At 63.4% G+C, this 12,040-nt stretch carries 12 protein-coding genes and 1 pseudogene; 11 read left to right on the top strand and 2 right to left on the bottom strand.

Features of this window, described 5'->3' with window-relative positions:
- Positions 1 to 6 precede the first annotated feature (6 nt).
- From OIK40_RS02035 to OIK40_RS02020, 4 genes are all read left to right on the top strand, one after another.
- Positions 7 to 540 (top strand): peroxiredoxin, encoded by a 534-nt coding sequence (locus OIK40_RS02035; protein ID WP_273675749.1) that lies wholly within the window; start codon positions 7 to 9, stop codon positions 538 to 540.
- A gap of 90 nt (positions 541 to 630) precedes the next feature.
- A complete protein-coding gene (prfB, locus tag OIK40_RS02030) occupies positions 631 to 1,758 on the top strand; it encodes a peptide chain release factor 2 (RefSeq protein WP_273675747.1) in 1,128 nt (375 codons plus the stop codon).
- Between the two features lie 2 nt (positions 1,759 to 1,760).
- A complete protein-coding gene (locus OIK40_RS02025; protein ID WP_374211767.1) occupies positions 1,761 to 2,492 on the top strand; it encodes a class I SAM-dependent methyltransferase in 732 nt (243 codons plus the stop codon).
- A 95-nt stretch (positions 2,493 to 2,587) separates the two neighbouring features.
- Positions 2,588 to 3,991, top strand: coding sequence for an NAD(P)H-dependent flavin oxidoreductase (locus tag OIK40_RS02020; RefSeq protein ID WP_273675745.1), 1,404 nt, complete (start codon positions 2,588 to 2,590; stop codon positions 3,989 to 3,991).
- 25 nt (positions 3,992 to 4,016) lie between these two features.
- Here the strand turns inward: OIK40_RS02020 and OIK40_RS02015 are convergent, their stop codons facing one another.
- Positions 4,017 to 5,024, bottom strand: a complete 1,008-nt coding sequence (locus OIK40_RS02015) for a 2-hydroxyacid dehydrogenase (protein ID WP_273675743.1) — start codon at positions 5,022 to 5,024, stop codon at positions 4,017 to 4,019.
- Positions 5,025 to 5,037: 13 nt separating this feature from the next.
- On the opposite strand from OIK40_RS02015, the gene OIK40_RS02010 reads away from it, so the two are divergent.
- The gene (locus OIK40_RS02010) at positions 5,038 to 5,619 is read left to right on the top strand and encodes an SH3 domain-containing protein (protein ID WP_309557464.1); all 582 of its coding nucleotides are present in this window, start codon (positions 5,038 to 5,040) and stop codon (positions 5,617 to 5,619) included.
- Positions 5,620 to 5,639: 20 nt separating this feature from the next.
- On the opposite strand, the gene OIK40_RS02005 is transcribed toward OIK40_RS02010, so the two are convergent.
- Positions 5,640 to 6,836, bottom strand: a complete 1,197-nt coding sequence (locus OIK40_RS02005; protein ID WP_273675742.1) for a thiolase family protein — start codon at positions 6,834 to 6,836, stop codon at positions 5,640 to 5,642.
- 166 nt (positions 6,837 to 7,002) lie between these two features.
- Between OIK40_RS02005 and OIK40_RS02000 the strand changes: the two genes are divergently transcribed.
- From OIK40_RS02000 to nuoE, 6 genes and pseudogenes are all read left to right on the top strand, one after another.
- Positions 7,003 to 8,433: a coniferyl aldehyde dehydrogenase gene (locus OIK40_RS02000; protein ID WP_273675740.1), complete on the top strand. Its 1,431-nt coding sequence runs from the start codon at positions 7,003 to 7,005 to the stop codon at positions 8,431 to 8,433.
- A 143-nt stretch (positions 8,434 to 8,576) separates the two neighbouring features.
- A complete protein-coding gene (locus tag OIK40_RS01995; protein ID WP_273676060.1) occupies positions 8,577 to 8,951 on the top strand; it encodes an NADH-quinone oxidoreductase subunit A in 375 nt (124 codons plus the stop codon).
- A complete protein-coding gene (locus tag OIK40_RS01990) occupies positions 8,948 to 9,508 on the top strand; it encodes a NuoB/complex I 20 kDa subunit family protein (RefSeq protein ID WP_273675738.1) in 561 nt (186 codons plus the stop codon). Before OIK40_RS01995 ends, OIK40_RS01990 begins: the two co-directional genes overlap by 4 nt.
- Positions 9,509 to 9,518: 10 nt before the next feature.
- Positions 9,519 to 10,130 (top strand): annotated as a pseudogene (locus tag OIK40_RS01985) (NADH-quinone oxidoreductase subunit C); the annotation flags it as partial.
- Positions 10,131 to 10,159: 29 nt separating this feature from the next.
- Entirely contained in the window at positions 10,160 to 11,371 is a 1,212-nt protein-coding gene (locus OIK40_RS01980; protein ID WP_273675736.1) for an NADH-quinone oxidoreductase subunit D, read from the top strand.
- Entirely contained in the window at positions 11,371 to 12,039 is a 669-nt protein-coding gene (nuoE, locus tag OIK40_RS01975) for an NADH-quinone oxidoreductase subunit NuoE (protein WP_273675734.1), read from the top strand. The genes OIK40_RS01980 and nuoE overlap by 1 nt, the downstream gene beginning before the upstream one ends.
- Position 12,040: the final 1 nt, after the last annotated feature.

The raw sequence follows: 12,040 nt of genomic DNA, 5'->3' as shown, positions 1-12,040 counted from the left end.
TTGGGCATGACCAGAACGCTTGTATCGCTCGTTGCCGCCGCGCTCGCCGCTGCGGTTACCGCCACCCCCGCTGCGGCCGAACTGCCGGTGGGAGAAAAAGCCCCGGCTTTCACCACCCGCGCGGCGCTCGCCGGCAAGGAATTTGGCTTCTCCCTCGCCGCCGCGCTCGCGAAGGGGCCGGTGGTGCTGTATTTCTACCCCAAGGCCTTCACGCAGGGCTGCACGCTTGAAGCCAATGCCTTTGCCGAGGCGATGCCACGGTTCAAAGCGGCGGGCGCGAGCGTGATCGGTATGTCGAATGACGATATCGACACCCTCAAGCGGTTCAGCCGCGAGGAATGTCGCGATGCCTTCCCGGTCGGCGTGGCCGGCGCGGACGTGATCAAGGGCTATGATGTGGCGCTCGGCAATTCGGGGCTGACCAGCCGCACGTCCTATGTCATCGCCACCGATGGCCGGATCGTCGCGGTACATTCGAACAGTGATTATCGCGGCCACGTGGAAAAGACCCTCGCCGCGGTGCGCGCGTTGAAGAGGTAGGCAGACCGGGCAGCGCAGCGGCGCACGACTTTACAATCGCGCTACCCGCGCTAAGCGGGGCCGGTTTTCGCCTATCTTGAAGGACTGACCATGCGGGCCGAGGCCCAGGCTTACATCAACCGGATCGAAGCGGCGCTGGCGCTGGTGCGCCAGTCGCTCGACTGGGAGCGCGCCCTTCGGCGGCTCGACGAACTCAACGCGCGGGTGCAGGACCCGTCGCTGTGGGACAATCCGAAGCAGGCGCAGGCGATCAGCCGTGAGCAGAAGACGCTCGAGACGGCAGTCAACACCGTCAACGAGATCTCCGCCGAAATGCGCGATGCAGTCGAGTTCATTGAGATGGGCGAAGCCGAAGGCGAAGAGGCGATCGTTGACGACGGTCTGGCCACGCTTTCGCAGCTGGCCGACCGCGCTGATGCCGACAAGGTGCAGGCGCTGCTTTCGGGCGAGGCGGACGGCAACGACACCTATCTGGAAATCCACGCTGGCGCGGGCGGAACCGAAAGTCAGGACTGGGCCGAGATGCTGCTGCGCATGTATGCGCGCTGGGCTGAACGGCGCGGCTTCAAGGTTGAAACAGTCGAATATCAGGCGGGCGAGCAGGCGGGCATCAAGTCCGCGACCCTGCTGATCAAGGGCGAAAACGCCTATGGCTATGCCAAGACCGAGAGCGGCGTCCACCGTCTCGTCCGCATCAGCCCCTATGACAGCTCGGCGCGGCGCCACACCAGCTTTTCCAGCGTATGGGTCTATCCGGTGATCGACGATTCTTTCGAGATCGAGATCAACCCGGCCGACCTTAAGATCGACACCTACCGCGCGTCGGGTGCGGGCGGGCAGCACGTCAACACCACCGATTCGGCGGTGCGCATCACCCACCAGCCGTCCGGCATCGTCGTTGCCAGCCAGCAAGACCGCAGCCAGCACAAGAACCGCGATATCGCGATGAACATGCTCAAGGCGCGGCTCTACGAGGCGGAAATGCGGGCGCGCGAGGAAGCCGCCAGCGCTGAACATTCGGCCAAGAGCGACATCGGATGGGGCCACCAGATCCGTTCCTACGTCCTGCAGCCCTACCAGATGGTCAAGGATCTGCGCACCGGCGTGGTTTCGACCTCGCCCGACGCTGTGCTCGACGGGGCGATCGATCCCTTTATCTCCGCCGCGCTTGCGCAGCGGGTGACGGGTGAGACGGTCGAAATCGAGGACGTCGAATAATCATGCGCGCCGGACGCTGGAGCGCTTCGGCGGTGCTGCTCGCGGGGACGCTGTTGCTGGCGGGGTGCGACGGTATGATGCCGGTCGCGAGCGAAAGGCCCGGCAGCGCGATCGAATTTCCAAAGCCTGATCGTCCTGTCGCCAAGGTCGTGTCGAACCAGTTCGCCAACGAGGATGCGCGCGACGAGCGCAACGAGGCGCAAGTGGTGATGGATCTTGCCAATATCCGTCCCGGCATGACCGTCGCCGATATCGGCGCGGGCGAGGGGTATTACACCGTGCGTCTGGCCGAGCGGGTGGGCGAGGACGGGCGGGTACTGGCGCAGGACATCGATCCCGAAGCGCTCGACCGGCTTGGCCGCCGCATTGAGCGCGAGCGGCTCGAGAATATCTCGATCAAGCTGGGCGAGTCGGACGACCCGCAGCTGCCCGTCGACAGCTTCGACCGCATCTTCATGGTCCACATGTATCACGAAGTGACCGAGCCATACGCCTTCCTGTGGCGGATGTGGCCGGCGCTGAACGCCGAAGGGCAGATCATCGTGGTGGAAAGCGACAGCCCGGTGGGTCGCCATGGCTTGCCGCACACGCTGCTTTTCTGCGAATTCGAGGCGGTGGGTTATGTGCTCGTCGAATATCTCGAACGGCCCGATATCAAGGGGTATTTCGCGCGTTTCCAGCGCGGTGCGAAACGCACCGAGCCGGACGCCATCCGGCCCTGCAACGTAGGCTAGGGGCAACCACCGCCTCGGGCGTTGCAGGCCGCGCCGCTCGGCACTATGTCACCGACACGTAATGCGCGCCGAGAGGGCGCGAAGGGGAGTTTTCATTGTTCAAGGGATTGAGCCCGATCGTCTATGGCGGGCGTGAGGTGTGGCCGCTGGTCGAAGGCGGCAAAGGTGTTTCGGCAACCAATCATGCCAGTTCTGGCGCATGGGCGGCGGCAGGCGGTATCGGTACTGTCAGCGCGGTCAATGCCGACAGCTACGATGCGGCCGGAAACCCGATCCCGCAGGTCTATCACGGCCGCACACGCGAAGAACGGCATCAGGAGCTGATCCGCTACGCCATCGACGGCGCCACCACACAGGTGAAGAAAGCCTATGAGATCGCGAACGGCAAGGGCGCGATCAACATCAACGTTCTGTGGGAAATGGGCGGGGCGCAGGCCGTGCTCGAAGGCGTGCTGGAAAATACCCGTGGCATGGTGGCCGGCGTCACCTGCGGCGCGGGCATGCCCTACAAGCTGGCGGAAATCGCGGCGCGCTTCAATGTCTGCTACCTGCCGATCGTGAGCTCGGGTCGCGCCTTCCGCGCATTGTGGAAGCGTTCATACCACAAGGTCCCCGATCTGATGGCTGCGGTGGTCTATGAAGACCCGTGGCTTGCGGGCGGGCACAATGGACTAAGCAACGCCGAAGACCCGACCAAGCCCGAAGATCCGTACCCGCGCGTCAAGGTGCTGCGCGACATGATGCGCGCGGAGGGCGTGTCGGACGACGTGCCGATCGTGATGGCGGGCGGGGTATGGTACCTGCGCGAATGGAACGACTGGATCGACAATCCCGAGCTTGGCAAAATCGCATTCCAGTTCGGCACACGCCCGCTGCTGACGCGCGAAAGCCCGATCCCGCAGATCTGGAAGGACATGCTCCGCACGGTCGAGCCGGGCGATGTGCTGCTCCACAAGTTCTCGCCCACCGGCTTTTATTCGAGCGCGGTGAAGACTCCGTTCCTGTACGAGCTGATGCACCGTAGCGAGCGGCAGATCCCGTTCTTCAAGCGCGGCGCGGAAGAGGGCACAGTGCAGCTTGGCGAAGACGGCAAGGCGCGCAGCTTCTGGGTTCGGCCCGAGGACAAGGCCAAGGCTGAAATGTGGATGCGTGCGGGCCATAGCGAGCCGCTCAAGACACCGGACGAGACCATCGTCTTTGTCACGCCTGAGGCGCGCGACACGATCCGCAAGGACCAGCAGGACTGTATGGGCTGCCTGTCGCATTGCGGCTTTTCTAGCTGGAAAGACCACGACGACTACACCACCGGGCGTCTGGCGGACCCGCGCAGCTTCTGCATCCAGAAGACGCTTCAGGACATTGCCCATGGCGATGATCCCGACAACAACCTCGCTTTCGCGGGCCACGCGGCCTACCGTTTCAAGACCGATCCCTTCTATTCGAACGGCTATACGCCGAGCGTGGGCGAGTTGGTCGAGCGGATTTTGACGGGGGACTAACGGCGGGCGCCGGGTGCGGTGGTGTTCAACCCCGCACCAGCGCCGTCAGCACCTGATCCGGCGGACGGTGTCCGTCGGCCCACATGCGGATATTGGCGATCACCTTGTGGCCCGAATCCTCGCGGCCCTCGGTGGTGGCGCTGCCGATGTGGGGCAGGGTCATGACGTTGGGATGGTCAAGCAACCGGCGGTCGACATTGGGCTCGTCGGGGTAAACGTCGAGCCCAGCGCCCGCCAATTGACCCGATTGCAGCGCTGCGATCAGCGCTTCCTGATCGATCAACTCGCCGCGCGCAGTGTTGATGATGCTCGCGCCTTTCTTCATTAGCGCGATGCGACGCGCATCGATCAGGTGGCGGGTTTCCTCGGTCAGCGGGCAGTGCAGGGTGAGGATGTCGGCCTCGCCCATCAACGCGTCGACGTCGGCGACATAACGCGCGCCCAGCATCCGTTCCACCGCCTCGGGCAGGGGCTTGCGATTGGTATAGGCGATCTCCAGCCCGAAGGCGCGGGCGCGGTGGGCGACCGCCTGGCCGATGCGGCCCATGCCGATAATGCCGAGTACCTTGCCCGCCAGCTTACGCCCTAGCAGTCCCGAGGGCGTCCAGCCTGTCCACTCGCCGCGTCGCACCAGCGCGGTACCCTCGCGTACCCGGCGCGGCACGCCGATGATCATGGCCATGGCAAGATCGGCGGTGTCGTCGGTGAAAACGCCCGGCGTGTTGGTGACGATGATTTTGCGTGCTGCGGCAGCGGCGAGGTCGATATGTTCGGTCCCCGCACCGAAACTGGCGATCAGGCCAAGGCGCGGCGATGCGCCTTCGATCAGTTCGGCGTCGATCCTGTCGGTCACGGTCGGCACCAGCACGTCGCAATCCTGCATCGCGGCGGCGAGCTGGTCGCGGGTCAGCGGCACATCCGCCTCGTTCAGCACCACGTCGAACAATTCGCGCATCCGCGCCTCGACCTCGGGCACCAGATGGCGGGTGACGATGACGCGGGGACGTTCGAGCGGGGTGCGGGTATCGGGCATGGACAATCGGCTAATGCCACTCGCCCGCTCCGGTCAAGGCGAGATGCTGCAAGGCCGCTTGAAAGCGCAGGGCGAGAGCGGCTATCGGCTTTGCATGATGATGGGATTACGTGCCTTTGCCGTGTTTGGCTTGTGTCTGCTGATGGCGGGCACGATTGTCTGCGATCCCGCTCACGCGCAGGATCGCGAGGTGCCTTACTGGGCGTCCTTGCGCTATGACGAAGTGCGCATGCGGGTCGGGCCGAGCGAGGAATATCCGATCGAATGGGTCTACAAACGCAAGGGCCTGCCGGTAAAGGTGGTGCGGGTGCGCGAGGGCTGGCGCTTCGTCGAGGATCCGGAAGGCACCAGTGGCTGGATTGCCCGCAGCCAGCTTGATCCGGAACGCGGGGCGCTGGTAACGGGCAAGGGTCTTGCCGAAATCCGCGCTGAACCTTCCGGCGCGGCGACTCTGCGCTGGCGTGCGGAGCCGGGCGTCGTGGGCCGGTTGAAGGGCTGCCGTGACGACTGGTGCGAGGTCGATATCGGCGGACGTACGGGCTGGATTGACCGCGATCGCCTGTGGGGTACTGAGGAATTGCCGGGCGACGAATGACGCCGCCCGGCTGTGTCTGTTCAGACCAACTCGACAGCGACGGCCGTGGCTTCGCCGCCGCCGATGCAAAGCGAAGCGACGCCGCGCTTCTTGCCTTGAGTCTTGAGCGCGTTGAGCAGCGTCACGATGATCCGCGCGCCGCTCGCCCCGATCGGGTGACCGAGTGCGGTGCCGCCGCCGTTGATGTTGATCTTGTTATGCGGAATGCCGAGATCGCGCATCGCGAACATGGCGACGCAGGCGAAGGCTTCGTTCACTTCGAAAAGATCGACGTCATCGACGCTCCAACCGGCACGGTCGAGCACCTTTTGGATCGCCGGGATCGGGGCGGTGGTGAACTGGGACGGAGCATGGGCGTGGGCGGCGGTGGCGACGATCTTGGCGACTGGCGTCAGGCCTTTTTCGGCAGCGACGCTTGCGCGGGTCAGCACCAGGGCGGCAGCCCCGTCGGAAATGGAGCTCGACGTGGCGGCGGTGATGGTGCCGTCCTTGGCGAAGGCCGGGCGCAGTTGGGGGATCTTGTCAGGGCGGCCCTTGGCGGGCTGCTCGTCATGTTCGACCACCACGTCGCCCGCACGGGTCGAAACGGTCACCGGCACGACTTCGCCTGCAAAGGCACCGCTTTCGATGGCCTTGTTGGCGCGGGCGAGTGACTCGATGGCGTAGGCGTCCATTTCCTCGCGGGTCATCTGGTATTCGTCGGCGGTTTCCTGCGCGAAGGTACCCATCGCACGGCCCGGTTCGTAGGCATCTTCCAGCCCGTCGAGGAACATATGGTCATAAGCCGTGTCATGCCCGAGTCGCGCGCCCGAGCGGTGCTTTTTCAGCAGGTAGGGCGCATTGGTCATGCTCTCCATGCCGCCGGCAACCACCACGTCGATGGTGCCGCTGGCCAGTGCCTCGGCACCCATGATCACGGTTTGCATGCCGCTGCCGCAAACCTTGTTGACGGTGGTCGCCTCGACCGACTGGGGCAGGCCTGCCTTGATCGCCGCCTGCCGCGCGGGCGCCTGACCAAGGCCTGCCGGAAGCACGCAGCCCATATAGGCGCGATCGATTTCCTCGCCCGCAACGCCGGCCCGCTCGACCGCTGCCTTCACCGCGATCGCACCGAGATCGGTCGCTGCCACATCGGCCAGCGCACCCTGCATCGCGCCCATCGGGGTGCGGGCATAGGAAAGGATGACGATGGGATCGGTGGGGGAAATCTGGCTCATGGGATAGGTCCTTCGGTGAGCGAATGGAATGTCGGGGCGGGGGTTTAATGCTGCATTGCGGTATTGGCAATCGCGCGGCAGCCTCCGCAACAACCTTGTCAGGCTGGCGGCTTTGCGCAACAACGCGTCGCAAATCAAAACGCATCTATGTCTATGGGAGAACGACATGGCCGACGATCGCCGCGCAGAACTCGAAGCCCTGCTGGCCCGCCAGCGCGCCGCCTTCACCGCATCGCGGCCCGAGGCGATCTCGCAAAGAAAAGACCGGATCCGCCGCGCAATCGCGCTGGTGAAGGAGCATGGCGAGGAATTCGCCAAGGCGATGAGTGCCGATTTCGGCAGCCGCTCGATCCAGCAATCGATGCTTACGGACATCGCCGCCACGGTGGGTGCAGGCAATCATGCGCTTAAGCATATCGACAGTTGGTCCAAGCCCGAAAAGCGCAAGGTGCAGTTCCCGCTCGGGCTGCTGGGTGCGCGGGCCGAAGTGCGTTACGAACCCAAGGGGGTGATCGGCATTCTCTCGCCCTGGAACTTCCCGGTGCAACTCGCCTTCGGCCCGCTGATGCAAGTGCTCGCGGCGGGGAACCGGGCGATGATCAAGCCAAGCGAATTCACCGAGCGCACCAGCGAACTTATGGCGCAGCTTACCACCGAATATTTCGCACCCGACGAAGTCGCGGTTATAACCGGTGGGCCGGAGGTCGCGGCGGCGTTTTCCTCGCTGCCATTCGATCACCTTGTCTTCACCGGATCGACTGCAACAGGGCGGCGGGTGATGCAGGCGGCGGCGGAGAACCTCGTTCCGGTCACGCTTGAACTAGGCGGCAAGTCGCCCGTAATCATGGGCCGCAGTGCCGACTTCGCCAAAGCGGGTGAGCGCATCGCGATCGGCAAGATGATGAACGCCGGCCAGATCTGCCTCGCACCCGATTACCTGATCGTCCCCGATGACAAGCAGGACGAGGCGGTGGCTGGCGTGACCCAGGCGGCTGCGGCGATGTATTCCCGCCTGCTCGACAATGACGACTATGCCTCGATTGTCTCCGACCGCCATTTCGAGCGGTTGCAGAGCCTGGTCGCCGACGCGCGTGACAAGGGTGCCGAGGTGATCGAGGTCAATCCGGGGCAGGAAGATTTCGGCAACGCCAACCAGCGCAAGATGCCGCTCACCGTTCTCAAGAACGTCGATGATTCGATGAGCGTGATGCAGGAGGAAATCTTCGGCCCTGTCCTGCCGGTGATGACCTATCAGTCCGTCGATCAGGCGGTGGATTACATCAACGAGCATGACCGTCCGCTCGGCCTCTACTATTTCGGGGAGGACAAGGGCGAGCAGGAGCGGGTGCTGACCCGCACGATTTCTGGCGGGGTCACCACCAATGACGTGGTGTTCCATGTGTCGATGGAAGACCTGCCGTTCGGCGGTGTGGGCCCGTCGGGCATGGGCAGCTACCATGCGATCGAGGGATTCCGCGAATTCAGCCATGCCCGCGCGGTCTATCACCAGCCAAAGATCGACATTGCCAAGCTGGGCGGGCTGAAGCCTCCCTATGGCAAGGCGACAGAGCAGGCTGCGGCACGCATGATGAAGTAGGGCACGGATTTCCCCGCATCCTCTGTCGCAACGACTGTTCGATTTCCTGCAACACCTCTAAGGGCTTTTGCCCGAGTCGCGGGCTTGCGCGGTGCGCGCGACAGGCTTAGGGCGGCCTCGGGATTAATAGCTTGGACATCGCCGTGATCGATCTCAGCCAGTATCTGCCGATACTGTTATTCATTCTCATCGCGTTCGGATTGTCGATCCTGTTTGTGGTCGCACCGATGGCGGTGTCGCGGCTGACCGGCGTCCACAATCCGGACGCCGAGAAACTCAGCGAATATGAATGCGGCTTTCCCGCTTTCGAGGATGCGCGCAGCCAGTTCGATGTGCGTTTCTATCTCGTGGCGATCAGCTTCATCATCTTCGACCTCGAAGCCGCCTTCCTGTTCCCTTGGGCCGTCAGCCTGAACGAAACGGGCTGGATCGGTTGGGGCGGCATGATGGTGTTCCTGTTCATTCTTGCTGTGGGCCTGGCCTACGAGTGGAAGAAGGGGGCTCTGGATTGGGAATGAGCACCATGGCGAACACTTCCTCGATAATCCCGGCAGCACAGGGCGGCGATCTGCGCCAGCCCGATGCCGATTTCTTCAACGCGCTCCAGAGTGAGGTCAACGACAAGGGTTTCCTCGTCACCTCGACCGAGGAGCTGTTCCAGTGGGCGCGCACCGGCAGCCTGTGGTGGATGACTTTCGGTCTTGCCTGCTGCGCGGTCGAGATGATTCACGTCAACATGCCGCGCTACGACATGGAGCGTTTCGGGATCGCCCCGCGCGCTTCCCCGCGCCAGTCGGACGTGATGATCGTTGCCGGCACGCTGTGCAACAAGATGGCTCCGGCACTGCGCAAGGTCTATGATCAGATGTCCGATCCCAAATATGTGATCAGCATGGGATCCTGCGCCAACGGCGGCGGCTATTACCACTACAGCTATTCGGTGGTGCGCGGCTGCGACCGCATCGTGCCTGTCGACATCTACGTTCCCGGCTGCCCGCCGACCGCAGAAGCGCTGCTGTACGGCGTCATGCAGTTGCAGCGGAAGATCCGCCGTGTGGGCACGATCGAGAGGTAAGGGAAAGGACATGGCCGTTCTTCATTCCGCCCCGAAATTCGCTTCCAACGAAGGCGTGATCGATGCCATCAGCGAGACGATTTCTGTTTGGCTGATCGAGGCTGTCGAGGCGCATGGCGAGGTGATCTTCCGTGTCGAGCGCGATGCGGTGGACAAGGTGCTGCGCATCCTGCGCGACGATCACGCCTACCAGCAGCTGATGGAAATTGCGGGCGCTGACTACCCGTCGCGCCCCGAACGCTTCGAAGTTGTCTACATGCTCCAGAGCCTGACCAAGAACCAGCGCGTGATGGTGAAGTGTTCGGCCAGCGAGGACACGCCCGTGCCGACTGTCACGACACTTTGGCCGAATGCGGGCTGGCTCGAACGCGAGGTGTTCGACATGTATGGCGTGACCTTTGCGGGCAATGCCGACCTGCGTCGCATCCTCACCGATTACGGCTTTGAAGGTCACCCCTTCCGTAAGGACTTCCCGATGACCGGCTATACCGAGCTGCGTTATTCGGAAGAGGAGAAGCGGGTCGTTTACGAGCCGGTCGAGCTGGCGCAGGAAATGCGCAGCTTCGATTTCCTCTCTCCGTGGGAAGGCGCGGAATACGTGCTGCCCGGTGACGAGAAGGCCCCTGCGGATCGGCAAGGGGAGGCCAAGAAATGAGCATGCATCTCGAGGAATCGCCGACCACTGAAGGCGAGGTCATCTCCAACTACACCATCAACTTCGGCCCGCAGCACCCGGCTGCGCACGGCGTGCTGCGTATGGTGATGGAGTTGGACGGCGAGGTGATCGAACGGATCGATCCCCATGTCGGCCTGCTCCACCGCGGCACCGAGAAGCTGATCGAGCAGAAGACCTATTTGCAGGCGCTGCCTTACTTTGACCGGCTCGACTATTGTTCGCCGCTGGCGATGGAGCACTCCTATGTGCTGGCGATCGAAAAGCTGCTGAACCTCGAAGTGCCGATCCGCGCGCAATATCTGCGCGTGCTGTTCGCCGAGCTGACCCGCATCTGCAACCACATGCTCAACATCGGCGCGCACGTGATGGACGTGGGCGCGATGACGCCCAACCTGTGGGTGTTCGAGCTGCGCGAGGATTGCCTCAACTTCTTCGAGCGGGCGAGCGGCGCGCGGATGCACTCGGCCTGGTTCCGCCCCGGCGGCGTGCACCAGGACGTGCCGGAAAAGCTGCTGGTGGATATCGGCGACTGGCTCGACAACCGTCTTCCCGAACTGTTCGGCGATGCGATGAGCCTCGTGATCGACAACCGCATCTTCAAGCAGCGCAATGTCGATATCGCCGTGGTCAGCCGCGAAGACGCGGTGGCATGGGGCTTTTCCGGCCCGATGATCCGCGCTGCGGGCATCCCGTGGGATCTGCGCAAGAGCCAGCCCTATGACGTCTATGACCGGATGGAGTTCGACATCCCCGTCGGCACCAATTCGGACTGCTACGACCGCTTCATGGTGCGCGTGAAGGAAGTTTACGAGAGCGCGAAGATCATCAAGCAGTGTCTGCGCGACATGCCTTCCGGCCCGATCGCCAGCACCGACGGCAAGGTTTCCCCGCCCAAGCGCGGCGAGATGAAGCAGTCGATGGAAAGCCTGATCCACCACTTCAAGCTTTACACCGAAGGCTTCCACGTCCCCGCTGGCGAGGTTTACGTGGCGACCGAAAGCCCCAAGGGCGAATTCGGCGTCTATCTCGTCAGCGACGGCACCAACAAGCCGTACCGCTGCAAGATCCGCCCCACGGCTTTCTCGCACCTTCAGGCGATGGACTTCATGAGCCGCGGCCACATGCTGCCTGACGCGACCGCCATTCTGGGCGCGATCGACGTGGTTTTTGGTGAGTGTGACAGATAATGGCTGACCGTACCCCCGCTCCCGATACTCCCGAACTGCGCGCGCGCTGGGGGGCGTTCGAATGGACGCCGGAAAACCGCAAGACCGCCGACTGGCACATCGCCAAGTATCCCGAAGGGCGTCAGCGCTCGGCGGTGATGCCGCTGCTCGATCTCGCCCAGCGGCAGGTCGGCGCGGAGACTGACACGCAGGGCTGGCTGCCGCTGCCGGTGATCGAATATGTCGCCAAGTATCTCGACATGCCGGTGATCCGCGTGCTCGAGGTCGCCAGCTTCTACTTCATGTATAACCTGAAGCCCGTCGGCAAATTTCACGTGCAGGTGTGCGGCACCACGCCGTGCATGCTGCGCGGCTCGGACGACATAATGACCGCCTGCAAGAAGCGCGGGATGAAGAAGGGCGAAGTGTCGGAAGACGGGTTGTGGACCCTTACCGAAGTCGAATGCATGGGCAATTGCGCTACTGCGCCGATGGTCCAGATCAACGATGACAATTTCGAGGATCTGACTCCGGAACGCCTCCACGCGGTGCTCGATGCGCTCGCGGCGGGCGAGCAGCCTAAGGCTGGCACGCAGGAGCCGGGGCGGCATACGTCGGAGCCTGCAGGCGGGCCGACCACGCTCAAGGACATGGTGACCGAAAACCATGACTATCGGGGCGAGTGGTAAG

The organism is Erythrobacter fulvus, from assembly GCF_028595285.1.
GTDB classification, from domain to species: Bacteria; Pseudomonadota; Alphaproteobacteria; order Sphingomonadales; family Sphingomonadaceae; genus Erythrobacter; species Erythrobacter fulvus.
This window is presented reverse-complemented; position numbering and strand designations above follow the sequence as displayed.

Coding starts and splice junctions, on each gene's coding strand:
- OIK40_RS01980 (WP_273675736.1), top strand. CDS start 10,160: ATGAGCATGCATCTCGAGGAATCGCCGACCACTGAAGGCGAGGTCATC.
- OIK40_RS01990 (WP_273675738.1), top strand. CDS start 8,948: ATGAGCACCATGGCGAACACTTCCTCGATAATCCCGGCAGCACAGGGC.
- nuoE (WP_273675734.1), top strand. CDS start 11,371: ATGGCTGACCGTACCCCCGCTCCCGATACTCCCGAACTGCGCGCGCGC.
- OIK40_RS02035 (WP_273675749.1), top strand. CDS start 7: ATGACCAGAACGCTTGTATCGCTCGTTGCCGCCGCGCTCGCCGCTGCG.
- OIK40_RS02010 (WP_309557464.1), top strand. CDS start 5,038: ATGCCACTCGCCCGCTCCGGTCAAGGCGAGATGCTGCAAGGCCGCTTG.
- OIK40_RS02000 (WP_273675740.1), top strand. CDS start 7,003: ATGGCCGACGATCGCCGCGCAGAACTCGAAGCCCTGCTGGCCCGCCAG.
- OIK40_RS02005 (WP_273675742.1), bottom strand. CDS start 6,836: ATGAGCCAGATTTCCCCCACCGATCCCATCGTCATCCTTTCCTATGCC.
- OIK40_RS02025 (WP_374211767.1), top strand. CDS start 1,761: ATGCGCGCCGGACGCTGGAGCGCTTCGGCGGTGCTGCTCGCGGGGACG.
- OIK40_RS02015 (WP_273675743.1), bottom strand. CDS start 5,024: ATGCCCGATACCCGCACCCCGCTCGAACGTCCCCGCGTCATCGTCACC.
- prfB (WP_273675747.1), top strand. CDS start 631: ATGCGGGCCGAGGCCCAGGCTTACATCAACCGGATCGAAGCGGCGCTG.